The sequence below is a fragment of the Natronomonas halophila genome (genome assembly GCF_013391085.1).
Classification (GTDB): domain Archaea; phylum Halobacteriota; class Halobacteria; order Halobacteriales; family Haloarculaceae; genus Natronomonas; species Natronomonas halophila.
In genome coordinates this window covers 2,290,119-2,314,935 of sequence record NZ_CP058334.1, presented here as the reverse complement: position 1 = coordinate 2,314,935, position 24,817 = coordinate 2,290,119, and the positions used below count along the sequence as shown (strand labels likewise).

Genomic DNA, 24,817 nt, shown 5'->3' with positions numbered 1-24,817 from the left:
TCCCCTGGCGTTAGTCGCCGGGGGTGGGGTGGCCGGCATGTATCTACAAGGACAGTTCCTGGGGGCGGTGGGGATACTGGTCGGCGGCTGTCTCGCGTTCGCCGCCCTCTTTTTGACCACGCCGACCTGTGACCGGTGTGGCAGCCCGCGAGTCAACCGTATCAACGGCTCCCCGGTGAAATGCGGCCGCTGTGGCCACGTCCACGGCAGCGCCACGAGGAACGTCGTCCTGACGGCCCCGCTCAACAACACCGACGAATACGTCAAACGGCCGGATGGCCGACGATGGCTCGGTACGCTCCGTGCCTTCTCGCTCGGCGTCTTCCTGCTCGGCGTCGGCGTCGTCATCTACGCGATGATGGGCATGACCGTCCCGAACGCCCTCGACCCGGAGACGTGGAACGCCCAGAACACCTGGAACATCCTCATCTCCATTTTCGGCCTGGCGCTGAACACCGTCGGCCTGATGATATACATCATCAGCTACAAACTCGCCTAAGCGGCGGCCTTTTGCCTCCCGACGCGAAACGGTCGGGTATGGAGAGCCTCGAAGCCGAACTCGAACGCGCCAAGGACCTGTCGGTCGCCGAACTGGCCGATGCCATCGAATCCATCGGCTTCGAGTGCACCCGCTGTGGCGCCTGCTGTAAGGCCGCCGATACCGACGACGGCGGCAAAGAACCCCACACCGCGACCCTCTTTCCGGACGAAGCCCGCGAACTGCAGGACGCCACCGCGGACGACTTCGAGGAGGAGTACGACTGGCGCGACGTCGCCCGCCCGATGCCCTACGGCATCAGCGAGGGCGACGACGGCCCGGAGGGCGAAACCTTCGAATGGGCTATCCGGACCGACGACTGCGGGAACTGCACCTTCTACGAGGAGGACGACGACGGCACCGGCGCCTGTACCGTCCACGACAGCCGGCCGCTCGTCTGCCGGACCTACCCCTTCAGCGTCGCCCTGGGCGGCACCAGCCAGCCCATGGGCGAGGCCGTCGACAGCGAGGGGATGGTCCGCGCACACGAGTGTGAGGGCCTCGGACGCGACATCTCTCGGGAGGAGGCCGAAGAGTTGGCGGCCGCCCTCAAGGAACGCGCCGTCCGCGAACTGGAGGAGGCCATCGACCTCCGGGACGCCTACGAACCCCGCCCCGACGTCGACGGTGTCGTAGTTCACGATTCGGAGGGCGCCAAGCGACCCGACGGAACGCCGCTTGAGAGCCGGTAACTACTATATAGCGGGGCCTTCATGTCCGGACCGAAGGTCTATGGAAATCTCCGATAAACTCCTGTGTCTGTTCAGCGCCGAGGTCGAAGAAGAAGAGGACCGCTATATCGTCGAAGTACCCAAACGGGAAATCGAAACCGGCGCCGTCGACCCCGGCGACACCTACCGCGTTGCACTCATCTCCGGCGAGGGCGAGGCCGTTTCCACGTCCGAGGCCGCTGGCCCCGCCCCGAGCGACGAACCGCAACCCCCCGTCGAGGAAGGTGAAATCCGCTACGTCGAAATCGAAGACCTCGGCAAGCAGGGCGACGGCATCGCCCGCGTCGAGCGCGGCTACGTCATCATCGTCCCCGGCGGCGAGGTCGGCGAACGCGTCAAGGTCGAAATCTCCGAGGTCAAGTCGAACTTCGCGGTCGGCGAGATTATCGAATAGAAACTTTTTGCACGGCGCGCTTCGCGAGCGTGGCGGCTTCGCCGCCACGTCATTCGGTTGCGGGCTACGCCCGCAACCCGCGCCGGCAAAAACGTTCATGAAAAAGACCGTCGGCCCTCCCTACGGTCGGGCCTCGGTCCCGCGCTCCCTCCGGTCGCGCGGCGGAACCGCTCGCGCCCTGCGGGCGCTCGCGGATGCTACCTCTATTTATATCCCATACTCCCGAACCAGTACGGCAGTTTACTCCACTTCTATCATCATGCCCAGTATTCTGGGCACAACGCTTTATTCGGTCTTTGACGAACCCCAATTAGTGCGCGAAGCGAACCTCACCATCAGGGATGGTGCCTTCGAGGAGATGGGCATCGACGAACTCGTCGCCCTCACCCGAGAGGCCACCGTCGTTGATTTCGAGGAACTGGCCTGCCACGGGACGAGTTCGGTCGTCCGGGCCGAAGTCGAGTCCCGGTACGACGAGCCCCGATTGTCGGCACTGGAGTACGTCGACAACTGGGAACACGTCGCCGAAACCGATGCCGGCCACGTCTACGTCATCACCTTCCGAGCACCCGACCTGCCGGCCAGTCTCGCCGACCGCTCCGAGGAGTTGGTCGGGACCTGCGACCCGCAGATTGCCGACGAATCCGCGACGATGTCGCTGGTCGGGCCACAGCAGGCGATTTCCGCGACGCTTCGGGATTACGAGACCGCGGGCGTCGACCCCGACCTCCGAAAACTCGGCGCCTACGAGGGCCGCGACCGACCGCTTGACGAACTGACCGACCGCCAGCGCGAGGTGCTGGAAACCGCCTACGACATGGGCTACTTCGAGGTGCCGCGGGCGACAGCCGCCGAGGACATCGCCGCCGAACTGGACCTCGACGACTCGACTGTCGTCGAGCATCTGCAACGCGCCGAACGGAACCTGCTGGAACAGTTCCTCGGGGATTAGCTGACGAGTTCGCTCGCGAATTCCGTCGCCCCCGACAGCGGCATCGCGACGGTTGCGGCCGGCACCGTTTCCGCCCACCGCTTGTACGATTGCACGTCGGGAAACGCCTTCACGTACGGACAGACGGCCGCATAGACGTCTTCGCGCCGCGGGTCACGGTCCGCGGGTGGCTCGGCGCCCTTCTCGACGCCGAACGAAAAGACCGCTTTCTCGGGGGAGACGTTCAGTTCGTCTTCCCCGACAGCACGTAACTCGATTGGCTCCCCGTCGGGGCTTTCCGTCCGTATATCGACCGGTCGGTCGCGCAACGCCGCGAGCACCACCGCGTCGTAAAAGCAGACGAAGTGATGACGAGTACCGTCGATTTCGCCCCAGTGCGGCGTCTCGTCCGCCGCGTGACAGAGGTCCTCGACGGCGATGGCGCCCCCGCCGGTTCGACGGCGCACCTCCCGAACCCACGCACCGAGCGTCGGTACGGACCCCGTCTCGAAGAGTCGTCCCAGCGCCGTCCCGACATCGTTCGGAAGCGGCGCTTCGAGCGGTTCGTCCTGTCGACCGAGGAACGTTCCTCCGCTATCGATTCGGTCGTCCGTGGTCGCACCGCAGGCACAGTTATCGTGCGACATACCTCCAGAAACGGCGTGTAGACGTATCCTCGTAGCTCCCACCGTACTGGGTGGGTTTAAGTATAGTCTCCGACCAAGCCGCGGGAGTGGCTGTGGACCCGCAAAGACACTGGAGTGAGGAGAGGTGTGGCAATCATTTAGGCATCCGATTTTTTAAATAGTAGCTGTTGAATCCCGGATATGACCACACATCACGTTCCGAAGGGCGTGAGCCTCGACACGCTCCGGGAAATCATCGCCGGGTGGGATGCGGTCGGCGCCGCGGCCGAACCCATGTACACCTCGGCAGTCGAAGAGGAGACGGGGGTTACAGATGCGGTCGGTCGACAGACCCGATTCCTCGAAGAGTTGGGCGTCCTCGAAGAGGAAGGACAGAAGCAACGGCTCACGGAACGTGGACAGGACCTCGCAGGCGCGCTCGCAGCCGACGACGAAGAGCGCGCGAAGGAACGTGCCCGCGAACTGCTATCGGAGTGGCCGGTCACCGACGAAGTCCGGGGCATTCTCCGACAGAACCCGACCGACGAGGAAACGCTGGTGCCGTTGGTCGCCGACGTCACGGGCCAAGACATCGACGTAAGCCGGGTGCGGAGCGGCATCACCACGCTGTTGGACCTCTACGAGTGGGCCGGCTTGCTCGACCGAGACGAGCAGGACCGATATCGGCTTCCCGACGAAAAGGCCGAGGAACCCGAAGCGCCGGAAGAACCGGAGGAAACCGCGGCGGCCGAAGTCGACGAGGGCGTTCCCGAAGCCGTCGAAGCGACCGCCGCGGAGATCGAACGAATGACCGAAGCGACGGGGGAGGTCACCGAGGATACGGAGAGGACTGCCCCCGCCGGAGCGGAACCCCCCGGAGGCGAAGACGCGGTGGCTGCCGAGAGGGGGGCCGAAGCGGCCGTAGCGGAAGCCGAAGAAGCAGTCGCGGAGGTCGAAGAGGTCGCCGAAGAGATGGACGAAGTCGCCGAAGCGACGCCGGAAACGGTCGAAGAAGCCGAGGAAACGGCAACGGCGGAGAAATCGTTCGACGCCGCGGACAGTTCCGAAGTCGCGTCGCTGGTCGACGAGGTCGAGGCGGCCGCTCGGGCCGCGCTGGAAGCGGCCGAAGAAGCACGAGCCACTGCCGAGGCTGCCCAAGAGGCGGCCGAATCAGCCGCCGAAGAGGCCGAGCGAGTCGAGGGACTCGCCGAGGAGGCGGCCGAAACGATAGCCGAAGCGGGCCAGGCAGTCGAGACTGTCCCCGAGGCAGGTGAGGAAGCCGCCGAATCGGTGACCGACGACGCACTCGAAGAGGCCCGGGCGGCTATCGAGGAAGCCGAACCCGCCGTCGAAGAGGTCACTGAGGAAGCGGAGGCTACCGTCGAGGAAACGGAAGCGACCGACGGCGAAGCCGGAGAAGCAGCCGCCAGTGAAGCCGAAGCAGCGGCAGAAGCGGCGTCCGAATCCGAACCCCAGCCCGAAGTCGAACTCGAACTCGGCGACGGGACGGAGGTTCAGATCGGCGTCGACGAGGAGAACGGCGTCGAGATTACCCTCGACGGCGATATCGACCTCGGGGACATCGGCGTCGCCGGCAGCGAAAACGACCAGGAATCGGACGGCGATACGGGAGCCGAAAACCTACAGACCGACGGTGGCATCGACGTCTCCGAGGACGAGGATGGGGACGAGTCGAGCGGGGGAAGCGATATCGACGTTTCCGAAGGCGACGGTGTGACGGTCGAAATCGACGCCGGACCGGGCATTACCATCTCCGTCGACAGCGAGGGGGAAGCCGCAAACGGGGCGGCGGTCGAAGAAAGCGGGGAAACGGCCGACGAGGGCGCGGCGGAGGCCACCGAGGAGGCGGAAGCAGAACCGGAAACCGAGACGGAAGAATCGGAAACCGAAGAAGCCGCTGAAGAGGACGAAACCGAAGCGGAACCGTCGGAGGAAGCAGGCGAAGGCGAGGTAGACGTCGAAGCCGCACTCGAAGAGCTCGCCGAATCAGCCGACGTCTCGGATATTGAGGCGCTACTGGCGGAGATTACTTCAGCCGTCGAGGAGGCCCGGAATGCGGCCGAGGAGGCGCGTGAAGCGGCCCAAGAGGCAGGCGGGGCGGCCGACGCGAATGCCGACGGGTCGGTGAACGTCACCGCCGGCTCGGATTCGTCGGCGAGCACCGACCACGCGCTTTCGCTGGATGTCAACCTCGATGCGGACCCCGAAGACCTCGAACCACTCATTCGCGCCCTTCGGCGGGGGCTAATACAGGACGACGAGTCCGACGACGCGGAAGCGGAGTAATCGGGACTCGCGCATCGTTGACCGCTCGTACCAATACCGGGGCATGGAGCCTCCTGTTTCGGGCCTCTGGCCGCCAAAACCGCAATACAGCGGCCCGTTGTCCGACCGTACCAAACCGCCTTTTGTGGGTGACCGCCTTCAGTAGTGTATGAGCGCGACTGTCCAGGCACCGGCGACCGACCTCTCGGACAAACAACAGCGCATCCTCTCGTATCTCCGTGAGAAGGGCCAGATGAAGACCTACTTCAAGTCCCGACTCATCGGGGAGGAACTCGACCTCTCGGCGAAGGAAGTCGGCACGAACATGACCGCCATCTGTGAGGGCGATTTCGACATCGACGTCGAGAAGTGGGGCTACTCCTCGGGGACGACCTGGAAGGTCACGGTTTAGACGGTTCCTCGCCACTCGTCGGCGAAGAGGCCGTAAATGACCCGGTCGACGTACTCGCCGTTGATGTAGTAGTGGTCCCGCTGACGGCCCTCCTCCGTGAACCCGAGTTTCTCGAGCGTTCCGCGGGAGGGCGCATTGTCCGCGCGGGCGTTCGCGACGAGTTTCCGGAGCGCTCGCTCCTCGAAAGCGTACTCGACCAGTAGCGAAGCGGCTTCCGTCCCGTAGCCGCCACCCTGCGCGTCGGGTTTCAACCACGCGCCGAGGCGGGCCCGCCGGGAGTCGGCGTCGACGAGGAACATCGAAACGAGGCCGAGCCGCTCGTCGCCGTCGCACGCCAACAGGTTGACGCCCTCGTCATCGACGAAGCCCTCGCGGAACGCCTCGATATCGTCGGTCAGGTCGGGGCGACTCCGCGGCATCCACCGCCGGACGTCGGGATGGTTACGCCACGTCGTCACGAACGAGAGGTCCTCGTCGGTAACGGTTCTGAGGTCGATGTGGTCGCCGCGGATGAATACGGGGCCAGGCATACGGCGGTCGACGCCGCCGCCCGGTAAGGGTTTTCGGGAGGCCTGTCAAAACGTCTCAGGGGTCGTAGCGAACCAGGTCGTCGGCCTGCCCCGCGAAGGCCATCGCGTCGTCGCCGAAGGAATCCGCATAGCGGACGACCAGCGTCAAGAGGGTTTCGGGCCGCCGGATTTCGTAGCCGCCCTCGCGGGAGAGCAGGCCCGCCTCCTCTAGTTCCGCGGCGTATTTCGAGACGGTCGACCGCGAGACGTCCGCCGACTCGGCGATGTCGGCACCGGCCGCATCGGGGGTCGCAAGCAGGGCCAGCACCATCTTCCGGGGCGTCTCCCGGCGGAGATAGCCGAGCGCGCGCTGTTCGAATTCCGAAAAGCGGTCGGCGGGGAAATAGCGCTTGTACTCGCCGTCCTTGCGGTGTTCGACGGCGCCGTCCCGCTCCAGACGGCGGAGGTGGTGTTGGGTCTCGCCGGTCCCGAGTTGCAGGTCGTCGCGGAGTTTCGAGAAGTGGGCCCCGGGCGTCGTCGCGAGGTAGCCGACGATGGCGTCGCGGACGTCGCTGTCGCCGTCCTCGCCGGAGAGGCGGACCAGCGGCGTCGTCGCTCCCAGCGCCGCGAAGCGCTTGAGCGTTGCCCGCTTGCTCTCGTCGATACCCCGCTCGCTCATTGGAGGCCTTTGGCGAGTCGCCGATAAAACCCCTTCGCCGCCCGCTTCCGGGCGTTTTTATTCCGTCTCGGTCTCGAAGTCCTCGCCTTCGGGCATCTCCTCGTCCATCTCGGCGATGACCTCGTCGGGGTCCTTGATGTCGGCCGGGTCCGCGCCTTCCTTGATGGCCTGGGCTTGCTGTTCCATCTCCTCGATGTCCATCTCGGTTTCCTCCTCGATCTGGCCGAGAATCTCCTCGATGTCGTCGAGGCCGAGCAGTTCGCGCGTCTCGCTGTCGAAGTCCATGCTCTCGAGCATCTCGCCATCGGTCGCCACGTCGCTGCCGGTCAGGTGCTTGCCGTACCGCGACATCAGCGAGGTGAGTTCCTGCGGCATGACGAACGTCGTCGATTCGCCCTTGCCGATTTCTTCGAGGGTCTCCATGCCGCGTTCGATGACGGCGCGTTCGCCCATCGATTCGGCGGATTTCGCCCGCAGGACCGTACTGATGGCGTCACCCTGTGCTTCCAGAATCTGGCTCTGCTTTTCACCCTGCGCGCGGATGATGTTGGACTGCTTGTCACCTTCGGCCTTCTCGACGGCGGAGCGCCGCTCACCCTGGGCTTCCAGAATCATGGCACGGCGCTTCCGTTCGGCGGAGGTCTGCTGTTCCATCGCCTGCTGGACGTCCTTCGAGGGGTTGACCTCGCGGACCTCGACGCTCTCGACGCGAATCCCCCACTCGTCGGTGGGTTCGTCGAGTTCCTTCCGGATTTTGGCGTTGATCTCCTGGCGCTTGTTCAGCGTGTCGTCCAGTTCCATGTCGCCCAGCACGGCCCGGAGGGTCGTCTGGGCGAGGTTCGAGACGGCCTTCTTGTAGTTGTCGACCTCTAAGAACGCCTTCCGGGCGTCCATGACCTTGATGTAGACGACGGCGTCGGCCGTGACCGGGGAGTTGTCCCGCGTGATAGCCTCCTGTCGCGGGACGTCGAGCGTCTGGGTCCGCATATCGAAGGTGTACGTCCGTGAGACGAACGGCGGGATGAAGTTGATACCCGGTTCGAGGAGTTTGCGGTACTCGCCGAAGACCGTCAGCGCCCGCTTCTCGTAGGCGTTGACTATCTCGACGGCCTGATAGACCGCCACGACCGCCACCACGAGCAACAGCAGCGCGACGATGGGGAAGATGGTGCCACCGAGCTGGAGGGGAGCGAACATATCCCTACATTGGGCGAATATTGCATAAGGGTTCGCCCGTACGACGGGAACGGCCGCTGTCCGGAACGCCCCGGTAGTACTATCCGCGGAGCCGCAACGCCAGAGCGATGGCGCCGACGGTGAGAGTCACGACAGCGATGCGAATCAGGTCACCGCCCAGAGCGGCAGTCGTCCCACCGGCCGCGGCGGCGCCACTCAAGGCGGCAGCACCCGACGGCGCCGCGAACACACAACAGAGGCTCGCGATGCCGCCGAGGCCGAGCCACGACCACTTGGACATCTCCGAATCGTCGTCCTGCTCGCTCATCGGGAACGGTTACTCAGGGTGGGGAGTTGTATGTGTCGGCGGCCGAGAACAGTCGGTCCGGTCAGCCGCAGTCTTCAGGCGTCGCCGTTGCCGTTCGAACGCCTCGTCGGGGAGTTCCCCGCGGGCATAGCGCGCTCGCAGAGAGCATACCATCCCGCCGACGCCCTCGGGAAGCCGAGGAAGTTCTCGACATCGGTGGTCAGCGTCAACTGGCCGCCGGGCTCGTCGCCGGGCGTTTATTCGGTGTACTGCTGGATGAGCGACCGCAGCTGGTCTTCGCCCTGCACGCCGACGATGGATTCGGCCTGCTCGCCGTCGACGAACAGGAGCAGCGTGGGCACGCCCTGCACGCCGAAGGCGGCGGCGAGCTGCTGGTTGGCGTCGACGTCGACCTTCGCGACGGCCGCGTCCGTCTCGGCGGCGAGGGTCTCGACCGTCGGTTCGAGCATCTTACAGGGGCCACACCAGTCGGCGTAGAAGTCCGTCAGGAGCACGTCGTATTCGTCGGCGACCTCCTGGAGGTGTGCCTGCCCGTCGATGTGGATGGGTTCGGTGGGCGTTTCGGTGCTGGTCTCGGATGCGGTGTCTGCTGCCATCACCTCTTCGTAGGCACCGTCAGTAATTAAGAGTTTTGGGAGAAATATACAATACCGAGAAACCAAGAGCGACGATTCGCGCTGTCGAGGCGAGCGAGGAGAGAAGTAGAATATCGGCCGAATCGGCAGTTTAGCCTTCGAGAGACGGCGCAGAGGCGCCCTGCCCTTCGTATTTGGTCTCGAACTCCTGGATGAGTTGGCCCATCTTGGCGTACCAGTCGTTCAGGAGCCGCTGCATGTTGTCGGCGATCTTCGAGGGGTCGGTCGGCTTGTAGACGTGGTAGTACCCGCCCTGATCGTAGTTCACCTGTTCCTTCTGGATGAAACCGGCCTGCAGGAGGCGCTGTACCGCTCGGTACGCGGTCGACCGCTCACGGTCGACTTTCTCGGCGATCTCGTCGATGGTTAGCGGCTCTTCGGTGTCGACGAGTTCCTGAAATATCTCCTTGTCGAGTTGTTTAAGCCCGTGGAAACACTCGAGGAGCCCCTCACACGCCATGTCCCGCTGGAGTTGTTCGGACATCGAATCCGGCATTATTATCGATTTATCGTAGGTACTGTGCCGTTAAAAGATTTTTGCACGGATTGCACAATCGCGTGACGAATCGAGGACGGCCACGACGGCCTCAGAACGCGGGCGGGTGAGCGTTTCGGCGTGCGAAGGAATCAGTCCGCGACGGTTGCTTGCTGGCCTTGCGTCGTCCGCAGCGAGACGACCGTCGTGTAGAGAATCGCCAAGGCGACGATGACTGCCGCACCGAGGACCATCGCCAGCCCGATCGTCTCGAGGGTCGAGTTGCCGACGTAGGAACCGACCTCGCCGATGCCGACCGCGGTGGCACCGACGAGCAGCATGCCGCCGAAGTAGACCTTGATACCGTCGGAGTCGACGACGGCGGTCGCGGCGGAGCCGATACGGGCACCGAGCGCGCTCCCGAACAGCAGCGGGACGACGATACCGAGGTTGACGCCGCCGCCCTGTCCGTAGAGGTAGCTCCCGAGACCGCCGGAGAAGACGATCTCGAAGAGGTCCGTCCCAACGGCCACGGGCACCGGGACACCGATGGCGTACATCATCGCGGGCATCCGGATGAAGCCGCCACCGACGCCGAGGAAACCCGACAGCAGGCCGGTGGTGAAGGCGACGGCCGTGATGACCCAGACGGAAACACGGACGTCACCACGAAGCGTCACCATCGGCGGAATCCGCACTGTCTGCTGAATCGTCTTCGCGATTTCGGGGATCTCGTACTCGCTGAGGTCCTTGTCCGCGGCCTCGTGGTCGACGCCACCGCCGCCGTCGCCCTTCAGGGCGTCGCGGGTGACCATCGCCCCGACGCCGCCGAGCAGGACGACGTAGGCGACGCTGATGATGCCACCGGCGAGTCCGAGCGATTCGAGGTAGTAGACGCTGGCACGTCCGGCCTCGATACCGATGGTCGTCCCGGTAATCATTATCACGCCGAGTTTGTAGTCGACCTGCCCGAGGTCACGGTGTTTCAGGGTCGCGATGACGGCCGTCCCGAAGACGAACGCCATCCCGCTACCGACGGCGACCGATGGCTCGTAGTCGAGCATCAGCAGGGCCGGGGTGACGAGGAACGACCCGCCCATGCCGAAGAACCCGAACAGCACCCCGACGACGAGGCCGAACCCGACGAACAGGGCCAGCATCTCGGGGCTTGAGTTCAGGATTCCGAGTCCGCCGAGTACGCTATCGAGCATCCTCTTTACCTCCGACCAGGAGTTTCATGAGGTGGGGTCCGAAGAGCCGTTCGAGACCGCCGTATCCCACGTAGAGCACGACCGCTTCCAGCAGAATCGTGCCGATAAGCAGGGCCGTCTCCGGGTCCCACGTCGGTACTTCTAGTCCTGCCATTGTTTCTCACTTCGATAGTCGAACGCGGTAATTCGGTGTTGCCACATTTCTGTTCAATACTCCCTATCCGACTTATCCCTATAACGGTTTTGGAAATACTATACAATACTATATTCCCATAACCTCCCCGAGAGTATCGATAACTTATGGAAAACGTATGGCACCAGCTAGCCGGGAAGACCGGTTCGCGCGGCGTATCTCCGCCATGCGACCGAGGAGGCGACGCTCGTCCACGTCCGCTCGCCGAAAGACGGGGTGCCGACGCCGAGGCCGACCTACGCGAACGGCTGGCCGTGCGTGCGGAGACGCTGAAAAACGAGGACATCGAGACGCAAACCGAGTTAGGAGACGAACGGTAACAGGGCGGCCACGCCGTAGCCGAGCGCCAGCGCCAACAGGAGCGAGCCCGCCCACGCGACGACGGTCATGCCGATTTTCCGCGAGTCGATGGCGTCGCCGCCGCCGACCGCGGCCCCGCTGCCGATGATGGCGCTGACGACGATTTCGTTGAACGAGACGGGCACGCCGAGCAGGACCGCCGTCTGTGCGATGAGGAACGACGGCACGAGCGCCGAGATGGAGCGACGCGGCCCCAGCGACGAGTAGTCCTGCGACAGCGACTTTATCATCCGCGGGGCGCCCGTCCACGACCCGACGAGCATGCCGAGGCCACCGCCGACGAGGACGGCCATTACGGGGACCATCCCCACGTCGTCCAGCAGCGGCAACAGCGGGCCGACCGCGAGGCCGACCTGACTCCCGCCCGCGGAGAAGGCCACCAGCGACCCGAGCGCCAGCAGGACCCGCCGCAAGCCACCGCTCATGTCACGTGCGATGTCCCACGAGACGAGGGCGGCGACCGACGACGCAGCGAGTAGTGAAACGGCGGCCGGTACCGCCAGTCCGTCGACGCCGAGCGTCCGCCCGGCGAGGCCGGCGACCGAGCCCATCGAACTCCCGGGGCCGAGATAGGCGAAGTTGACGTTCGCCAGTACGGCCCCCACGAGGCCGGCGAGCAGGGCGACGCTGTACCGTTCGGGAACGTCGGCCCGCGGGAGGACGCTCGCGATACCGTAGGCGAGGCCGCCACCGACGAAGGGCGTCAACACCCAGACGGCACCGATCTGGAGGTACTTCGGCCAGACGGGCGTGCCGCCGAGGGCGAGGCCGACGCCGATGACCGACCCGGTCACCGTGAAGGCCGTGGCGATGGGATAGCCGGTCTTGATGCCGAAGGCCATGAGGCCGGCCCCGATAAGCAGGACGACGATAACGCCCGAGGCCGGGAGGCTGACCCCACCGATGAGGCCGCGGCCGACGGCTTCGGAGACGTTGGCGCCCTGCACGACCGCGCCGGCGAACCCGAAGATGCCGACGATAAACGCCGCCCGCATCGTCGAGATGGCGTTGGCGCCGACCGCGGGCGCGAAGGGGGTTGCGCCGCTGGAGCCGGCACCGATGACCCACGCCATGAACAGACTGGCGAGGCCGGCGACGACGAACAGTGCGATTACAGAGGGTTCCATTAGTGGGCGAGAAGTGAAAAAGCGTCTCAGTCAGCGCGCGTGGCCGTCGAGCCGGTCTCGGCCGTCCGGCTTCGCCAGTACCCCTGCGCGTAGGCGCCGATGAACATACCGGCGAGCGCCCAGAGGATGGTGATGTTACCGGTGCCGAGGCTGGCGTAGGCCGCGCCGGGACAGATGCCCGAGAGGCCCCAGCCGACGCCGAAGATGGCGCCGCCGATCAGCACGTTCCTGTCGAACGACTTCAGCCGCCGTTCGTACAGGTCGCCGGTCAGCGGCGCGGTGTCTCGAATCCGCGGCATTACCGCGAAGGCGATACCGGAGACGACCGCCGCGCCGAACATGACGAACAGCAGGCCGAAATCCTCGAACTGCAGGAAGTTCAACACGACCTCCGGCCGCGCCATGTGGCTGAAGCCGAGCCCGAACCCGAATATCAGGCCGCCGACGAAGATTAGCGGCTTGAACAGGGGATGGCGGTCGTCGCTCACGTGTCGCTCCCTCCGGTCGCTCCCGTTCGCGCGTTTCGAGACGCTCGCGTCTCGCGCATTACGGGCTCACCCCCAGCGCCGCGACCAGTTGTGCGGTTCCGATAGCGACCAGCAGGAACGTCGCGACGCCGACGATGGACGTCTTCGACGCCGAACCGACGCCGCAGACGCCGTGTCCGGACGTACACCCCTTCCCGATTCGGGTCCCGATTCCGACGAGGATGCCGCCGAGGAACAGCCGCCACGGCTGGACCTCGGTCAGCCACAGCGTGATGCCGGCGAGTTCGTAGGTCTGGCCGGTGGTTCCGGGCTCGTAGAGCGACGTCGCGATGACGCCGGACTGGACGGTCGCCGCGAACACCGCGGCACCGAGGATGATGCCGAGGGTGAACACGACGCGCCAGTCGCGGGAGCCCACGTACCGCTGGAACCGCGACCGGTCCGAGACGTACGACAGCGTCGATTCGAGGAACGTACTCGCGCCGGCCGGGATGCCCGTGCCGATGTAAATCACGACCGCGCCGAGGCCGACCAGCAGGCCGCCGACGGCGTAGCGACTGATCCCGTTGGGGAACAGCTCGGCGGCCAGCTGGAGGACGAGTGGATCAGTCACCATCGGCAGTGTTAGTCACCCGCGAGGGATTCCTGGCTCGCGGCGCAGTTGTTCGGCCCGAGTTCGAGCGTGAACGCTTCCTCGTCGTCGACGGCGTTCTGTCCGAGGTTCGTCGCGATGATGTCCTCGTAGTTGGCCGGGCGGGGCGGCATGTCCGAGAGGATGAGTTCGACGAACTCGTCTTCGTCCATCGTCAGGGCGTCCATCTCCTCGACGAGGTCGCCGATGGGCGCGGTGTAGGTGCCGTCCGCGGCGGGTTCGGCGGCGTCGCTGAAGTGGGCGCCACCGACGAGCGTCTCGTCGGGCAGCGTCAGGACGCGTTCCTGCAGGGATTCGTAGAGCATCCGAGCCGCCTCGGGCGCGCCGTCGTCGCCCTCTTCGAGGTCGGGGCGGGCGACGCTCTCGATGAACAGCCCGTCACCGGTTGCCAGCAGGCTGTCGTCGATGAGGTAGGAGGTCATGCCCGTGGTGTGGCCGGGCGTGTAGACGGCCTCGATGGTGGCGTCGCCGACTTCGAAGGTGTCGCCGTCCTCGGCCGTGGTCAGTTCGTCAGCGTTCTGCCGAGCTTGCGAGGCAGGGCTCGCGGAGCTTCGCTCCGCGGCGTAGGTGACGCCACGGTCGACGGCCGCTTCGGGGATGACGCCTTCGACGCCCTCCGCATCGAGGTTGCGGACGCCGGAGATGTGGTCGGCGTGGATGTGGGTGTCCAGCGCGTACTTCAGCTCGACGCCGAGTTCCTCGGCGTCCTCGAGGTAGCGGTCGGTGAAGACCCGGAGCGGGTCGATGATGGCGGCTTCGCCGTCGTCGTAGACCAGATATCCGAGACAGCCAGAGGAGGGCCGCTGGTACTGCAGCAGCGTGCCGGCGCCGTCGTAGTCGGTGACCTCGACGGCCTCGTAGATGCCGGCCCAGCCGTTCATACCGTCCTCGAGGTGGTTGACGTCGTAGCCGCGTTCCGCGAGCGTGCCTGCGACGTACTCGCTGGCGCCGCCCTTCGCACAGAGGACGGTCACTTCGCGGTCCTCGGGAATCCCTTCGAGAACGTCCTCGTCGATGTCGTCCTCCAGGAACTCGAAGTAGGGGACGTTGATCGAGGTGATGTTCTCACCGTCGATGTGCCATTCCTCGTAATCCGATTCCATGCGCGCGTCGAGGAGCGTCACGTCCTCGCCCGCGTCGATGTCGTCCTTCAGCGTTTCCGGTGCGACCGTCTCGACTTCGACGTCGGGAGTCGGGAAATCTTCGGCGTTCATATCGTACACTCGCTTGTATCGGACCGGCGTACAAAAGAGTTTGCATAGTAATCCATAAATCACACAATATAGATTCGAGGTAGGAGTTCTATTAGTGCCTGATACGCGCTCATTGGGGCCTTCAAGGCCACTGATTCGCGTCCATCGGGAGAATAGTTGTTTGTAATAGGCACAAGAACCAACATTCTTTTAACCACAGACCTAATATTGTGCGATAGCTCCAATACAGACCAACGGAGCAGACAAACCATGAGTGCTGAATACGATATCTCGGAGACGCTCGACGTGAAAGGTGAATCGTGTCCCATGCCGGTCGTCAAGACCAAAGGCGCAATCGACGACCTCGGCGAAGGCGAGGTGCTGGAGGTCCTGGCGACTGACTCCGGTAGCATGAGCGACATCGACGGCTGGGCGTCCGGAACGGACGGTGTCGAGCTGCTCGGCCAGGAGGAAGGCGCCGACGTGTACAAACACTACGTCCGCAAGACGGAGTAAACATGAGTACGGATACACCAGACGCGTCGGCCGACGACACCCCCTCGCGTGCGGAGCTGGCTGCGCGCATCGACGAACTCGAGGAATCGCTGGCTGAGGCCACAGAGGGCGACGACACCAAGAAGATGAGCATCATCGCGACGAAGGGGACCCTCGACATGGCGTACCCGCCGCTCATCCTCGCCAGCACGGCCGCCGCCTTCGGCTACGACGTCACGGTCTTCCACACGTTCTGGGGGCTGGACATCCTCCACGAGGAGAAGTCCAAGAACCTCCAGTTGAGTTCGGTCGGCAACCCGAGCATGCCCGTCCCGAACATCGTCGGCGCGCTCCCCGGCATGGACCGCATGACGACGAAGATGATGGAGAAGAAAATCGAGGACAACGACACGGCCTCCATCGAGGAGCTCCTCGAGACCTCCCTCGACATGGGCGTGGAGTTCCAGGCCTGTCAGATGACCATCGACCTGATGGACTACGACGAGGACGACTTCTACGACGGCGTCACCACCGGCGTCGGCGCGGCGACGGCCCTCGAGGACATGGCCGATGCCGACATCCAACTGCTCGTCTAACGTTCCCGGCTCGCAGTATCCCGACTGTTCTTCCCTCTGTTCCACTGTCGCGACGACGATTTTTGAAGGTTCGAATCCTCCGGCTCGGCAGGGGTCAATCAGCGTACATCAAACGAACTTGAAAAGGGACCGACCGTGCTACCGCTCGAAGCAGAGCGCGTAGTGGTAGGGCGGTAACTCGACGCGACGAGCGGTCGAAAACGGAGCGGCGTCCTCGATAATAGCCCGCGTCTCCGAGGGCGAAACCCGGAGTTCGGTCGGCGGCCCGCGGGGCTCGCCCAGTACGGTCGTCTCGGTGCGCGGGCGGTCCTGCCAGTTGACGACCAGGAACCGTCCCCCGGGAGCGAGCGCTTCGAACGCCTCCGCGGCGAAGGCCTCGGGGTCGGAGATTCCGTGGAACGCGTTCGCCAGTAGGACCGTATCGACGGCCTCGGGAAGGCCGTCCGTCAGCGCCCGCGCGTCACAACAGAGGGTTTCTACGTTGTCGATGCCCTGTCGGTCGGCGAGGGCTTCCAGTTCCGCGAGCAGTGACTCATCGAGGTCGATGGCGTACACCGTCCCGGGGGCGGTTATCCTGGCGGCTGGAAGCGCGAAGTAGCCGTTTCCGGACCCGACCTCGGCAAGCGACTGGTCCGACTCGACGCCGAGTCGGCGCAGGGTCTCCCCGGGCGTCGGCCACAGCCGACCCCACCAGTCCCAGTCGGGTTGGCCCGTGTTCTGGAAGCGCTCCATCCTACCGCGTCGCGCAGGTATCGACGCCGATGATGCGGTAGATCAAGCACATCCGGGTCAGGGCAGTCCCGACGAGGACGGCCCCGACAACGATGGCAATCAGGGCGACGGTGTAGCCGAGTTCCACGACGCCACCGAAGTTCGCGAGGCCGAGCGCCGCCAGTATCACACCCGCCACAAGTCGAACGAGTCGGTCGGTCGAACCAATATTGGTCTCCATACCCAACATTACGCTGTACTCGGTTATAAGATTCGTGGCTATTCCCGCGGGGGGAGAACGGCCGAACACCGCCGATATTTCAGAATTGAAGGACCGACCTGTTCCTCAACAGCGCGTACACCGGCGGCGCTGATAGTAGAGCAGGCCGACGAAAAGCAGGACGTTCACGGCGCCGAGAACGGGCCGGAGCGGATCAAAGTAGGTCATCAACGCCGAAGAACTGAACAGCGCGAGCAACACCGCGTTACAGATGGGACAACCGAAGGCGAGGAAACCGCCGACGATTCCGCCGGCCGCAAAGCGGTCCCCGATGGGGTCATCGGTCAGCGACCGCTGGTAGACGAACGCCGCGGCGAAGGCGGCAGTCGCGACGAGGAAGACGTAATCGGCCGGCGTGCGCTCGACCATGCGAACGTAGATGGGGTTGGGAAGGAGGCCCGTGACGGCCCCGAAAAGCAGGAATGCGCCGACCCCGACGCCGAGACTCTTGAGCAGACGCCGTCGGCGACCCGAGCGTTCGGCGTCCGTCACGAGAGGAACCCTCCATCGATGGAACAGGTCCGGGGGTCGCCGGTCCGGCCGAGGAAGAACAGCAACAGGAGGATGCCGCCGAGTCGGAGGAGGTTCCCCTCGAAGGGCAGGGCCGCCATCGCGCCGACGAAGCCCAAAGCGCTGAGGACGCCGGCGCCACAGCTCGCACAGCCGGCGGCCAGAAAGCCCGGAAGGATACCGAGGGCCGTCGAGGCACTCCTTCGGCGGGCCCGACGGAAGAGCGTGACCGCGTTCGTCACGGCCACGCCCGTCAACAGCGCATATGTCGTGACGAGACCCAGGCCGACCCAGCCGACGCTCAGATACGTCTCGCGGGTCAGCGACGCCACCGCATAGAAGATATCGGTCGGGTCCCTCGCCAGAAGCTGTATCGTGAACTGCGGGAACGTGCTCAACACCAACAGCGCGTAGGTCAGCACCGCGACGGCACCCGCGACCAGCAGTCGGCGGTTCGACGTGAGCGGGTAGCCGAGCGCCGACACGAGGTCACGGACCCACGACCCGCGGGTGGGATGAGTTTCGGTCATGCCTGTCGAACCCGTTCGATGGCGCTCTCGAAGTTCTCATAGGGGTGGGCGCCGACGAGCTTTCCCGCCGCCTCCGAATCGCGGTTGTAGATGACGAACCCCGGCGTGCCCTGTATCCCAGCCGACTGCGCGATCTCGAGGTTCGGCTCGATGGAGGCGCGGATCTCCTCGCGGCGGTTCTGCCGGCAAGAATCGACTTCGGAGACGGCGACGCCGGCAGTCCGTTCGGTGACGCCCCGGAAGGTCCCCTCGTCGGCCCAGTCCTTGCCGGATTCCGCCTGTTCGTCGAAGGCCGCCTCGTGCCACCGCCAGAACGCGTCCGGGTTGCTGTCGGCGACCTGCGACCAGACACAGCGGCCCCAGACGGCCGCGGGCATCGAGTACTCCCCGATGTTGGGATACGAGAGAGCGACAAGCCGCACCTCACCGGTATCGATGTAGTTCGAGCCGAGGTCCGGAAGCGTCTCCGTCTCGAACTTCTTGCAGAAGGGACAGAGGTAATCGGTCCAGTAGTAGATATCGACCGGTGCATCGGCGTTACCAGCGATGGGCCGGCCGGCGAGTTCGATACCGAGACCAGTCGTCCCCTCGCTCGACCCGGAGGCCTCGGGAACGTACGTCGGACTGCTCGATTCGGAGCGGGACGCGAGATACGCGATACCGCCGCCGAAGACCGTCGTCGCCCCACCAGCGAGGAGGACTCTGCGCCGCGTAATATTGCTCTTATTATCCATTTATGCGCAAGAACACTATCGACGTTGATTGGCTTTGTGGTTATTGATCGGCCGATTTAACCAGTATATCCCATGTCCTCCGATGTCGGTGCCGAAAGAGTTTTTCTCCAAGCACCCAATATATTACGTGAATGCCACTCCCTATCGACCCCTCGCAGATCGACCCGGACGAAATCGGTGAAGAACAGACGACCCTCGAGATGGGCCACGAGGAAGCCATCGAACACGTCCGTGAGGCCTTCACGGACGCCGGGTTCGGCATCCCCGTCGAGTTCTCCGTCTCCGAGATGCTCAACGAGAAGGTCGACGCGGGGCGGGACCCCTACCACGTCCTCGGCGCGTGCAACCCGAACATGGCCGACCGTGCGCTCGACGCCACCGACAACCGCCTCGGCGCGCTGATGCCCTGCAACGTCGTCGTCTGGGAGGAAGCGCCCGGCCGACAGCGCGTCTACCACGTCTCCATCATGCGCATCGCTCGCCTCCTCGGGATGTCGCCCGACGACGAGGAAATGGCCGACATCATCGCCGAAACCGGCGAACTCGTCGACGACGCCTTCGGGAACCTGTAATGGGGTATCACACCTTCGACGCCGCCGGTGCCGACCGACTCGAAGACGCCGCCCGACGGTACCGGTTCCTCTCGGCGGAGGAACTGCTCTGGGCCGTCGCCCCCGAAGGGACCGACACCGTCGCCGACCTCGGGAGCGGCACCGGCTTCTATACCGACGAGGTCGCCCCCCATGCAGACCGGGTGTACGCCGTCGATATACAGGAGGAGATGCACGACTACTACCGGGAGAAGGGCCTCCCGGAGAACGTCGAACCCGTAACCAGCGGCGTGGGCGACCTCCCGCTGGCCGACGACGGCCTCGACGCCGCGTTCTCGACGATGACCTACCACGAGTTCGCGAGCGACGAGGCCATTGCGGAAATCAGCCGCGTCCTGGCGCCCGGCGGACGACTCGCCATCGTCGACTGGGCCGCGACGGGCAGCGGCGAACACGGCCCGCCGGTCGACGAGCGATTCACCGTCGAAGAGGCGACGGCAGCGCTCGGCGACCACGGCTTCGAAATCGTCCACGAGGCGGTTCGACCCGAAACGTTCCTCGTGGTCGCCACGCTCGGCGAAACATAGTCACCCGACCGCCGAGCGGGCCTCAGGCGGCGTCGCGTTCCTCGTCGGCGTTCCGCTCGGCCTCGGTGTCCTCCTGCTGACGGTCGGCGGCGAGTTCGCGGTCGATGTCGTCCTCGAAGGCCGAGACGGATTCGACGGTGACCACGTTGCCGCCGCCGGGGTCGACGACCATCACTTCCTCGCCTTCGGCTATCTCGCCGTCCATCGCACGAGCCTGATAGTAGGGGTTGAAACCGCCACTGTCCAGTTTTATCTCGCCGTCGTTTTTCGTGACCCGTTCGGTGACGTGGCCGGTCTTGCCGCGCAGGGACGCCGAATCCGAGGTCGTGCCGGCGCCCTTTCCGCCGTAGAAATCGAACGTCCGGTAGACGTAGAGGGCGGCGCCGCCAGCAGCGAGGACGACGCCAGCAAGGACCAACGGCAGGACGGCCGTCGGCAGCGCTGGCCCGACGGCCAACCCGACGAGACCCGCCGTGAGCAGGGCGAGTCCGATGACGATGAAGTGTGCGCCGGGGGCGAACGCCTCCATGACCATCAGCACCGCTCCGGCGACGACGAGCAGGAACGGTACCGAGTAGCCGAAGAGTTCGGCCATACCACCGCTTAGAGGTACCGGAGGTTAATGGTTCGGACCGAAACCGCACCGCATAGCGCGAGTCAGATGCCTCAACCCAAGAAAAGCCGCGAGATGATGAAGACGGCAAAGGCGACGCCCAGAAGGACGAAGACGGTCCCCTCCAGCGACGGCGTACCGGCCTCGATTGGCCGGATACGCTCCTCGGCGGCCGCATCACGGTCCTCGAGGTCCGAGAGCGTGTAGGCCCATTCATCGTCGTCTTCGTCCTCGGCCGATGCCGGGGGGTCCTCGCGGTCGCTCATAACTGGGTTAGGGAGAGGCCGCGCAAATGGTTGTCGGGACCGGACGCCGTTGCTGTCTATAAAAGGCGAATCGGCGGCGTTATCGAACCTTCGTCCCGGGTTCGGAGTCGCCGTGGGTCGTCAGCAGGTCCGCGTCCTCGCCCGCCGCCAGCAGCATGCCGTTGGACTCGACGCCGAACAGTTCGTTCTTTTCGAGGTTGGCGACGACGACGATGCGCGTGCCGGGCAACTCATCGAGGTCGTGGAGTTGCTTGATGCCGGCCACGATTTGCCGTTCTTCGACGCCGATATCGACCTGCAGTTTCGCGAGTTTGTCGGCGCCCTCGATGGGTTCGGCTTCCAGCACCTCGGCGACCCGGAGGTCGAGGTCCTGGAACTCCTCGAAACTGACTCGTTCGTCGTTGATGGGTTCGATGTCCATGTCGTCGCTCTCGGCGGCGGCGTCCTCGTCGCTTTCGGTTTCCGCCTCGGCCGCAGCGATGCTCGCTTCGAGTTGCTCGTTGAGTTCTTCGACGCGTTCGTCTTCGAGACCCTCGAAGAGTTCCTCGGGTTCGCCGAACTCGGCGGGCGGGGCCGCAAGCGCATCCCCGAGGGCGGCGTCGTGGACCGACCCGTCCTCGCCGAGTTGGGCCCACAGCTCTTCGGCCTTGCCGGGCAGGACGGGTTCCATCAGGACCGCGACGGCCTTCGAAATCTGGACGCAGTCGCGGATGACCTGTGCGGCCAGTTGGGGGTCGTCGTCGGTGAGTTTCCAGGGTTCGTGCTGCTGGATGTACTCGTTGCCGAACTTCGCGAGTTCGACGGGCGCGCGACCGAGGCCGCGGACCCGGTAGTCGTTGATGGCCTCGCGGAACCCGGCCATCGCCTCCTCGATGCGGTCCCGAACCTCCTCGCTGACGTCGGTATCGGGCGTGCCGTCGTAGTTCCGCTCGGCGAAGAGCAGCGAGCGATAGCAGAAGTTCCCGAGGGTGCCGACCAATTCGCTGTTGACGCGCTCTTGGAGGCCGTCCCACGAGAAGTTCACGTCGGCGGTGAATTCGCTGCCGGTGATGATGTGATAGCGGTAGAGGTCGGGGTGCAGGCCCGCCTCGATGTAGTCGTCGGCCCAGACGGCCCGGTTGCGGGACGTCGAGAAGGCCTTGCCCGCGAGGTTGACGAAGCCACAGGCCATCACGGCGCGGGGTTCGTTGTAGTCGGCGCCCCGGAGCATCGACGGCCAGAAGACGGTGTGATGCTGGATAATGTCGTGGCCGATGATGTGTACGATGTCGCCGCCGTCGGGGACGGTTCCCGACCCCGACGAGGATCGGCTCGCATCGCTCGCCTCACCCCCCTCGGGGGGCGTGCCGTCGCTTTGGTTCTTCCAGGCGGCTTCCCAGTCGAACTCCTCGGTTCCGACCCGCTCGGAGTACTGCTTGGTGGAGGCGACGTACTCGATGGGCGCGTCGACCCACACGTAGAGGACGAGGTCCTCGGCTTCCTCACCCTCGCCGGGGTAGTCGATACCCCAGTCCATGTCGCGGGTGATACAGAGGTCCTCGAGTTCGCCCTCGATCCACTCTCGGGGCTGATTTTGGGCGTTCTCGGTGCCCTCGAGCCGGTCGATGAAGGACTGCAGGTAATCCTGAAAATCCGAGAGGCGCAGGAACTTGTGGGGTCGGGTGCGATACTCGGCGGGGTTGCCCGTAATCGTCGAGACGGGGTCTTCGATTTCGCCGGGTTCGAGGTGGCGCTGACAGCCCTCGTCACATTCGTCGCCACGGGCCTTCTCGCCGCAGTAGGGACAGGTGCCCTCGACGAATCGGTCCGGAAGCGGCTGGTCCTGTTCGGCGTCCCAGGCGACCTCGATTTCCTTCTCGACGATGTGGTCGTTGTCGATCCACGACCGGACGAACTCCCGTGTGACCTCGGTGTTCGTCTCGTCGTGGGTGTGGCCGTAGTTGTCGAAGTCGACGTTGAACTTCGGGAACGTCTCCTCGTACTGCTCGTGGTACTCGAGGGCGAACTCCTCGGGGTCGACGCCCTCCTCGGCGGCGTTGACGGCGATGGGCGTGCCGTGCATGTCCGACCCGGAGACGAAGGCGACGTTCTGGCCGACACGGTCCAGCGCCCGGGAGAAGGCGTCACCGCTGACGTAGGTCCGCAGATGGCCGACGTGCAGGTCGCCGTTGGCGTACGGCAACCCGCAGGTGACCACCGCGGGCTCGTCGGTAGGGAACTCCTCGTGCATACACGACATGCGGACCGTGGAGGGTAAAACAGTCCCGCTATGGGACGCACCTTCGGGATTCGATGGGTCAGTATTCGATTTCGCTGTGAATGCCGACCGACAGGCCGGCGATGCCCGACACGACCAGCGCAAGGCCGACGACCCACGCAATCGTCCCGAAGGCGGCCAACTCGGCGGCCCAGAGGCCCGCCACCAGCGCGAGGCCGCCGGCGACGATGTACTTCACGAACGGTTCCATCCGAATGTCGGAAAGTCGGTCCTTCATGCTCAGAACCTCCGTCGGCGTCGGCCGATGCCGCCCGTTCGTAGCGCCGAACGGTCGGTCGCCTCGACGTAGGTGCCGACCTGCCGTCGGTTCCACCACTCGCCCGTCTCGGCGCGCTCCTCGGGGTCGGTGAACTCGTAGCGGTATCGCAACACCCGAATCTGCTCCGGCGGGTCATCGGGGAACGGGTTGTGATTTATAAGCGAAAGCGTCGCCTCGTCGTTCTCCAGCAGTTTTTCGAGCAGCCGGAAGAGCCACCGCTGTCGGGGGCCGGGTTGGGGTCGCATCGCCGCGAACCACAACTGCCAGTCGAGTCGGAGGTGGTACGGCGCCCACTGAGGCGGCCGCTCGTCGGTCGCGACCGGTTGGCCCTTGAAATCGTACTCCTGCCAGTCGTCGGGGCCGGGCTCTTCGGCGTCCGTCCCCTCGATAACGAGTTGATACCGGCGCTTGGTAATCGACCCGAAGGCGCCGTAGGTGTTGACCAGATGTACCGGGTCGAAGGAGGCGTTCATCGCCTGCGTCCGCGAGAGAATGTTCGCCGCTGGCTTGACGCTCCGGACGACCACGACGGCTGTCAGGGCGACTGCGGCGACCTGCAGGTAGGTCGGCGTCGGGGCGGCCGACGGCACCGAGGCCCCGACCGACGAGGGCGCGAGCGACAGCAACACCTCGTCGCTGAAGGTCGGAATCGCCTGCACGATGGTCAGCGCGTTCAGCCACGCGAAATTGCCCGTCGTCATGAGCCACAACTGGAAGCCGACCGTGAGCGCGCCGCCGATGGACGCGTAGGGTTGCGGGGCGAAATAGAGGAACGGCACCGCCAGTTCGACGACGTGGTTGCCCAGCACCTCAACGCGGTGAAAGCGGTCCGGCAGGTGATGGGCGAACCAGCTCAGGGGGTTCGGAATCGGTTGGGTCTCGTAGTGATAATCGAGACAGGTCAACTCCCGCCAGCAATCGTCGCCGCGAATCTTGATGAGGCCCGCGCCGAACATGTTGCGGAACAGCACCCACTTGACCAGCCAGACGACGAGGACCGGCGGCCCCGAGGCGCCGGCGCCCAAGAAAATCGCGAGAAAGCCCGTCTCCAGCAGCATCGACTCCCACCCGTAGCCGTAGAAGATTCGGCCGGCGTTGACGAAGGAAAGGTAGAGTCCCCACATCGCCGCCCACAGCAGCATCGAGGCGGGAATCGCGAACGGGTCGGGCAGCCAGTAGGGCACGCCGACGATGGCAGCCACCGCGAGGAGGACCCCCGACCACGCCGCGATGCCGATAGCCCGGTCGCTCGGAACGAGATGGAAGAGGCCCGGCCGCTCCTTGAACGCCGCGTTGTCGGCGTATTCGGAAAGCGGCAGCAGGCCGTCCTCGCCGACCAGCGGCCGGAACTGTGTCGCCGCGACGAGGAAGGCAAGCAGGTAGATGACCGCAAGCGCGCGCTGAAAGAGGAGTCGGACGAGCCAGTAGCTCTCGGGACTCCAGAGGTCCATATCTCAGTGGTG

The 24,817-nt window shown here is 64.9% G+C and carries 33 protein-coding genes and 2 pseudogenes; 11 read left to right on the top strand and 24 right to left on the bottom strand.

The features are described 5' to 3' along the window. Positions 1–37: 37 nt before the first annotated feature. The 4 genes from HWV23_RS12365 to HWV23_RS12350 all read left to right on the top strand — a co-directional run bounded on the left by HWV23_RS12365 (position 38) and on the right by HWV23_RS12350 (position 2,615). The gene (locus HWV23_RS12365; RefSeq protein ID WP_178290706.1) at positions 38–499 is read left to right on the top strand and encodes a hypothetical protein; all 462 of its coding nucleotides are present in this window, start codon (positions 38–40) and stop codon (positions 497–499) included. Positions 500–537: 38 nt separating this feature from the next. Further along, positions 538–1,230: a YkgJ family cysteine cluster protein gene (locus HWV23_RS12360; protein ID WP_178290705.1), complete on the top strand. Its 693-nt coding sequence runs from the start codon at positions 538–540 to the stop codon at positions 1,228–1,230. A gap of 40 nt (positions 1,231–1,270) precedes the next feature. Continuing rightward, positions 1,271–1,663 carry a TRAM domain-containing protein gene (locus HWV23_RS12355; protein WP_178290704.1) on the top strand — a complete coding sequence of 131 codons (393 nt, stop codon included), beginning with the start codon at positions 1,271–1,273 and terminating at the stop codon, positions 1,661–1,663. A gap of 313 nt (positions 1,664–1,976) precedes the next feature. Continuing rightward, on the top strand, positions 1,977–2,615 hold the full coding sequence (locus tag HWV23_RS12350; protein ID WP_178290703.1) for a helix-turn-helix domain-containing protein: 639 nt from the start codon (positions 1,977–1,979) through the stop codon (positions 2,613–2,615). Here HWV23_RS12350 and merB read toward each other — a convergent pair. Further along, positions 2,612–3,241 carry an organomercurial lyase gene (merB, locus tag HWV23_RS12345; RefSeq protein WP_178290702.1) on the bottom strand — a complete coding sequence of 210 codons (630 nt, stop codon included), beginning with the start codon at positions 3,239–3,241 and terminating at the stop codon, positions 2,612–2,614. The two genes, HWV23_RS12350 and merB, sit on opposite strands and share 4 nt — an antisense overlap. A 180-nt stretch (positions 3,242–3,421) precedes the next feature. On the opposite strand from merB, the gene HWV23_RS12340 reads away from it, so the two are divergent. Together HWV23_RS12340 and HWV23_RS12335 are read left to right on the top strand one after the other, a co-directional pair. Beyond that, positions 3,422–5,527: a hypothetical protein gene (locus tag HWV23_RS12340; RefSeq protein ID WP_178290701.1), complete on the top strand. Its 2,106-nt coding sequence runs from the start codon at positions 3,422–3,424 to the stop codon at positions 5,525–5,527. Between the two features lie 148 nt (positions 5,528–5,675). Continuing rightward, entirely contained in the window at positions 5,676–5,918 is a 243-nt protein-coding gene (locus tag HWV23_RS12335) for a DUF7123 family protein (protein ID WP_178290700.1), read from the top strand. Here HWV23_RS12335 and HWV23_RS12330 read toward each other — a convergent pair. From HWV23_RS12330 to HWV23_RS12295, 9 genes and pseudogenes are all read right to left on the bottom strand, one after another. Beyond that, positions 5,915–6,448, bottom strand: a complete 534-nt coding sequence (locus tag HWV23_RS12330) for a GNAT family N-acetyltransferase (protein ID WP_178290699.1) — start codon at positions 6,446–6,448, stop codon at positions 5,915–5,917. The two genes, HWV23_RS12335 and HWV23_RS12330, sit on opposite strands and share 4 nt — an antisense overlap. A gap of 55 nt (positions 6,449–6,503) precedes the next feature. After that, the gene (locus tag HWV23_RS12325; protein WP_178290698.1) at positions 6,504–7,106 is read right to left on the bottom strand and encodes a winged helix-turn-helix transcriptional regulator; all 603 of its coding nucleotides are present in this window, start codon (positions 7,104–7,106) and stop codon (positions 6,504–6,506) included. Positions 7,107–7,163: 57 nt separating this feature from the next. After that, positions 7,164–8,303: an SPFH domain-containing protein gene (locus HWV23_RS12320; RefSeq protein WP_178290697.1), complete on the bottom strand. Its 1,140-nt coding sequence runs from the start codon at positions 8,301–8,303 to the stop codon at positions 7,164–7,166. Between the two features lie 79 nt (positions 8,304–8,382). Beyond that, on the bottom strand, positions 8,383–8,610 hold the full coding sequence (locus HWV23_RS12315) for a hypothetical protein (protein WP_178290696.1): 228 nt from the start codon (positions 8,608–8,610) through the stop codon (positions 8,383–8,385). 152 nt (positions 8,611–8,762) lie between these two features. Next, a pseudogene (locus HWV23_RS17295) lies at positions 8,763–8,840 on the bottom strand (NAD(P)/FAD-dependent oxidoreductase); the annotation flags it as partial. Positions 8,841–8,846: 6 nt separating this feature from the next. Continuing rightward, a complete protein-coding gene (gene trxA / locus HWV23_RS12310; protein ID WP_178290695.1) occupies positions 8,847–9,206 on the bottom strand; it encodes a thioredoxin in 360 nt (119 codons plus the stop codon). Positions 9,207–9,336: 130 nt separating this feature from the next. Then, positions 9,337–9,741, bottom strand: coding sequence for a helix-turn-helix domain-containing protein (locus HWV23_RS12305; protein ID WP_178290694.1), 405 nt, complete (start codon positions 9,739–9,741; stop codon positions 9,337–9,339). A 131-nt stretch (positions 9,742–9,872) separates the two neighbouring features. Continuing rightward, positions 9,873–10,931, bottom strand: a complete 1,059-nt coding sequence (locus HWV23_RS12300) for a sulfite exporter TauE/SafE family protein (RefSeq protein ID WP_178290693.1) — start codon at positions 10,929–10,931, stop codon at positions 9,873–9,875. Continuing rightward, the gene (locus tag HWV23_RS12295) at positions 10,921–11,085 is read right to left on the bottom strand and encodes a DUF7512 family protein (RefSeq protein ID WP_178290692.1); all 165 of its coding nucleotides are present in this window, start codon (positions 11,083–11,085) and stop codon (positions 10,921–10,923) included. Before HWV23_RS12295 ends, HWV23_RS12300 begins: the two co-directional genes overlap by 11 nt. Before the next feature lie 192 nt (positions 11,086–11,277). On the opposite strand from HWV23_RS12295, the pseudogene HWV23_RS17290 reads away from it, so the two are divergent. Continuing rightward, positions 11,278–11,429 (top strand): annotated as a pseudogene (locus HWV23_RS17290) (universal stress protein); the annotation flags it as partial. Here HWV23_RS17290 and HWV23_RS12290 read toward each other — a convergent pair. From HWV23_RS12290 to HWV23_RS12275, 4 genes are read right to left on the bottom strand one after another with little or no spacing between them, the layout of a single operon-like run. Beyond that, complete coding sequence (locus HWV23_RS12290) at positions 11,427–12,611, bottom strand: inorganic phosphate transporter (protein ID WP_178290691.1); 1,185 nt, start codon at positions 12,609–12,611, stop codon at positions 11,427–11,429. The pseudogene HWV23_RS17290 and the gene HWV23_RS12290 overlap by 3 nt on opposite strands. Positions 12,612–12,637: 26 nt before the next feature. Then, positions 12,638–13,099: a YeeE/YedE family protein gene (locus HWV23_RS12285; protein ID WP_178290690.1), complete on the bottom strand. Its 462-nt coding sequence runs from the start codon at positions 13,097–13,099 to the stop codon at positions 12,638–12,640. 58 nt (positions 13,100–13,157) lie between these two features. Beyond that, positions 13,158–13,715 (bottom strand): YeeE/YedE family protein, encoded by a 558-nt coding sequence (locus HWV23_RS12280; protein WP_178290689.1) that lies wholly within the window; start codon positions 13,713–13,715, stop codon positions 13,158–13,160. A gap of 8 nt (positions 13,716–13,723) precedes the next feature. Then, on the bottom strand, positions 13,724–14,965 hold the full coding sequence (locus HWV23_RS12275; RefSeq protein ID WP_178290688.1) for an MBL fold metallo-hydrolase: 1,242 nt from the start codon (positions 14,963–14,965) through the stop codon (positions 13,724–13,726). A gap of 249 nt (positions 14,966–15,214) precedes the next feature. On the opposite strand from HWV23_RS12275, the gene HWV23_RS12270 reads away from it, so the two are divergent. After that, entirely contained in the window at positions 15,215–15,460 is a 246-nt protein-coding gene (locus tag HWV23_RS12270) for a sulfurtransferase TusA family protein (RefSeq protein ID WP_178290687.1), read from the top strand. Positions 15,461–15,462: 2 nt separating this feature from the next. Further along, complete coding sequence (locus tag HWV23_RS12265; RefSeq protein WP_178290686.1) at positions 15,463–16,035, top strand: DsrE/DsrF/DrsH-like family protein; 573 nt, start codon at positions 15,463–15,465, stop codon at positions 16,033–16,035. 138 nt (positions 16,036–16,173) lie between these two features. On the opposite strand, the gene HWV23_RS12260 is transcribed toward HWV23_RS12265, so the two are convergent. From HWV23_RS12260 to HWV23_RS12240, 5 genes are all read right to left on the bottom strand, one after another. Continuing rightward, the gene (locus tag HWV23_RS12260; protein ID WP_178290685.1) at positions 16,174–16,767 is read right to left on the bottom strand and encodes a class I SAM-dependent methyltransferase; all 594 of its coding nucleotides are present in this window, start codon (positions 16,765–16,767) and stop codon (positions 16,174–16,176) included. A 1-nt stretch (position 16,768) separates the two neighbouring features. Next, entirely contained in the window at positions 16,769–16,987 is a 219-nt protein-coding gene (locus tag HWV23_RS12255; RefSeq protein WP_178290684.1) for a YgaP family membrane protein, read from the bottom strand. A gap of 105 nt (positions 16,988–17,092) precedes the next feature. After that, positions 17,093–17,518 (bottom strand): hypothetical protein, encoded by a 426-nt coding sequence (locus tag HWV23_RS12250; protein WP_246282683.1) that lies wholly within the window; start codon positions 17,516–17,518, stop codon positions 17,093–17,095. Next, a complete protein-coding gene (locus tag HWV23_RS12245; protein WP_178290683.1) occupies positions 17,515–18,066 on the bottom strand; it encodes a hypothetical protein in 552 nt (183 codons plus the stop codon). Before HWV23_RS12245 ends, HWV23_RS12250 begins: the two co-directional genes overlap by 4 nt. After that, positions 18,063–18,800: a DsbA family protein gene (locus HWV23_RS12240; protein WP_178290682.1), complete on the bottom strand. Its 738-nt coding sequence runs from the start codon at positions 18,798–18,800 to the stop codon at positions 18,063–18,065. The genes HWV23_RS12245 and HWV23_RS12240 overlap by 4 nt, the downstream gene beginning before the upstream one ends. 131 nt (positions 18,801–18,931) lie before the next feature. Here HWV23_RS12240 and HWV23_RS12235 point away from each other — a divergent pair, with 131 nt between their 5' ends. Continuing rightward, positions 18,932–19,372, top strand: a complete 441-nt coding sequence (locus HWV23_RS12235; protein WP_178290681.1) for a DUF302 domain-containing protein — start codon at positions 18,932–18,934, stop codon at positions 19,370–19,372. After that, positions 19,372–19,938: a class I SAM-dependent methyltransferase gene (locus tag HWV23_RS12230; protein ID WP_178290680.1), complete on the top strand. Its 567-nt coding sequence runs from the start codon at positions 19,372–19,374 to the stop codon at positions 19,936–19,938. Before HWV23_RS12235 ends, HWV23_RS12230 begins: the two co-directional genes overlap by 1 nt. A 22-nt stretch (positions 19,939–19,960) precedes the next feature. Here HWV23_RS12230 and HWV23_RS12225 read toward each other — a convergent pair whose 3' ends face one another. The 5 genes from HWV23_RS12225 to HWV23_RS12205 form a co-directional block, all read right to left on the bottom strand. After that, entirely contained in the window at positions 19,961–20,533 is a 573-nt protein-coding gene (locus HWV23_RS12225) for an NfeD family protein (RefSeq protein ID WP_178290679.1), read from the bottom strand. Between the two features lie 71 nt (positions 20,534–20,604). Next, on the bottom strand, positions 20,605–20,817 hold the full coding sequence (locus tag HWV23_RS12220) for a DUF7312 domain-containing protein (protein WP_178290678.1): 213 nt from the start codon (positions 20,815–20,817) through the stop codon (positions 20,605–20,607). Positions 20,818–20,896: 79 nt separating this feature from the next. After that, positions 20,897–23,047 (bottom strand): methionine--tRNA ligase, encoded by a 2,151-nt coding sequence (metG, locus tag HWV23_RS12215; RefSeq protein ID WP_178290677.1) that lies wholly within the window; start codon positions 23,045–23,047, stop codon positions 20,897–20,899. Between the two features lie 67 nt (positions 23,048–23,114). Next, the gene (locus HWV23_RS12210; protein WP_178288264.1) at positions 23,115–23,312 is read right to left on the bottom strand and encodes a hypothetical protein; all 198 of its coding nucleotides are present in this window, start codon (positions 23,310–23,312) and stop codon (positions 23,115–23,117) included. A 2-nt stretch (positions 23,313–23,314) separates the two neighbouring features. Further along, positions 23,315–24,805, bottom strand: coding sequence for a lipase maturation factor family protein (locus tag HWV23_RS12205; protein ID WP_178290676.1), 1,491 nt, complete (start codon positions 24,803–24,805; stop codon positions 23,315–23,317). Positions 24,806–24,817 lie beyond the last annotated feature (12 nt).

Excerpts from the sequence above, each read along its gene's own strand:
- HWV23_RS12335 (WP_178290700.1), top strand. The coding sequence starts at position 5,676 with ATGAGCGCGACTGTCCAGGCACCGGCGACCGACCTCTCGGACAAACAA.
- HWV23_RS12330 (WP_178290699.1), bottom strand. The coding sequence starts at position 6,448 with ATGCCTGGCCCCGTATTCATCCGCGGCGACCACATCGACCTCAGAACC.
- HWV23_RS12225 (WP_178290679.1), bottom strand. The coding sequence starts at position 20,533 with ATGGCCGAACTCTTCGGCTACTCGGTACCGTTCCTGCTCGTCGTCGCC.
- HWV23_RS12245 (WP_178290683.1), bottom strand. The coding sequence starts at position 18,066 with ATGACCGAAACTCATCCCACCCGCGGGTCGTGGGTCCGTGACCTCGTG.
- HWV23_RS12300 (WP_178290693.1), bottom strand. The coding sequence starts at position 10,931 with ATGCTCGATAGCGTACTCGGCGGACTCGGAATCCTGAACTCAAGCCCC.
- HWV23_RS12255 (WP_178290684.1), bottom strand. The coding sequence starts at position 16,987 with ATGGAGACCAATATTGGTTCGACCGACCGACTCGTTCGACTTGTGGCG.
- HWV23_RS12240 (WP_178290682.1), bottom strand. The coding sequence starts at position 18,800 with ATGGATAATAAGAGCAATATTACGCGGCGCAGAGTCCTCCTCGCTGGT.
- HWV23_RS12295 (WP_178290692.1), bottom strand. The coding sequence starts at position 11,085 with ATGGCAGGACTAGAAGTACCGACGTGGGACCCGGAGACGGCCCTGCTT.
- HWV23_RS12340 (WP_178290701.1), top strand. The coding sequence starts at position 3,422 with ATGACCACACATCACGTTCCGAAGGGCGTGAGCCTCGACACGCTCCGG.
- HWV23_RS12260 (WP_178290685.1), bottom strand. The coding sequence starts at position 16,767 with ATGGAGCGCTTCCAGAACACGGGCCAACCCGACTGGGACTGGTGGGGT.
- trxA (WP_178290695.1), bottom strand. The coding sequence starts at position 9,206 with ATGGCAGCAGACACCGCATCCGAGACCAGCACCGAAACGCCCACCGAA.
- HWV23_RS12235 (WP_178290681.1), top strand. The coding sequence starts at position 18,932 with ATGCCACTCCCTATCGACCCCTCGCAGATCGACCCGGACGAAATCGGT.
- HWV23_RS12265 (WP_178290686.1), top strand. The coding sequence starts at position 15,463 with ATGAGTACGGATACACCAGACGCGTCGGCCGACGACACCCCCTCGCGT.
- HWV23_RS12320 (WP_178290697.1), bottom strand. The coding sequence starts at position 8,303 with ATGTTCGCTCCCCTCCAGCTCGGTGGCACCATCTTCCCCATCGTCGCG.
- HWV23_RS12290 (WP_178290691.1), bottom strand. The coding sequence starts at position 12,611 with ATGGAACCCTCTGTAATCGCACTGTTCGTCGTCGCCGGCCTCGCCAGT.
- HWV23_RS12230 (WP_178290680.1), top strand. The coding sequence starts at position 19,372 with ATGGGGTATCACACCTTCGACGCCGCCGGTGCCGACCGACTCGAAGAC.
- HWV23_RS12210 (WP_178288264.1), bottom strand. The coding sequence starts at position 23,312 with ATGAAGGACCGACTTTCCGACATTCGGATGGAACCGTTCGTGAAGTAC.
- HWV23_RS12355 (WP_178290704.1), top strand. The coding sequence starts at position 1,271 with ATGGAAATCTCCGATAAACTCCTGTGTCTGTTCAGCGCCGAGGTCGAA.
- HWV23_RS12270 (WP_178290687.1), top strand. The coding sequence starts at position 15,215 with ATGAGTGCTGAATACGATATCTCGGAGACGCTCGACGTGAAAGGTGAA.
- HWV23_RS12205 (WP_178290676.1), bottom strand. The coding sequence starts at position 24,805 with ATGGACCTCTGGAGTCCCGAGAGCTACTGGCTCGTCCGACTCCTCTTT.
- HWV23_RS12360 (WP_178290705.1), top strand. The coding sequence starts at position 538 with ATGGAGAGCCTCGAAGCCGAACTCGAACGCGCCAAGGACCTGTCGGTC.
- HWV23_RS12220 (WP_178290678.1), bottom strand. The coding sequence starts at position 20,817 with ATGAGCGACCGCGAGGACCCCCCGGCATCGGCCGAGGACGAAGACGAC.
- merB (WP_178290702.1), bottom strand. The coding sequence starts at position 3,241 with ATGTCGCACGATAACTGTGCCTGCGGTGCGACCACGGACGACCGAATC.
- HWV23_RS12315 (WP_178290696.1), bottom strand. The coding sequence starts at position 8,610 with ATGAGCGAGCAGGACGACGATTCGGAGATGTCCAAGTGGTCGTGGCTC.
- HWV23_RS12280 (WP_178290689.1), bottom strand. The coding sequence starts at position 13,715 with ATGGTGACTGATCCACTCGTCCTCCAGCTGGCCGCCGAGCTGTTCCCC.
- metG (WP_178290677.1), bottom strand. The coding sequence starts at position 23,047 with ATGCACGAGGAGTTCCCTACCGACGAGCCCGCGGTGGTCACCTGCGGG.
- HWV23_RS12305 (WP_178290694.1), bottom strand. The coding sequence starts at position 9,741 with ATGCCGGATTCGATGTCCGAACAACTCCAGCGGGACATGGCGTGTGAG.
- HWV23_RS12275 (WP_178290688.1), bottom strand. The coding sequence starts at position 14,965 with ATGAACGCCGAAGATTTCCCGACTCCCGACGTCGAAGTCGAGACGGTC.
- HWV23_RS12325 (WP_178290698.1), bottom strand. The coding sequence starts at position 7,106 with ATGAGCGAGCGGGGTATCGACGAGAGCAAGCGGGCAACGCTCAAGCGC.
- HWV23_RS12365 (WP_178290706.1), top strand. The coding sequence starts at position 38 with ATGTATCTACAAGGACAGTTCCTGGGGGCGGTGGGGATACTGGTCGGC.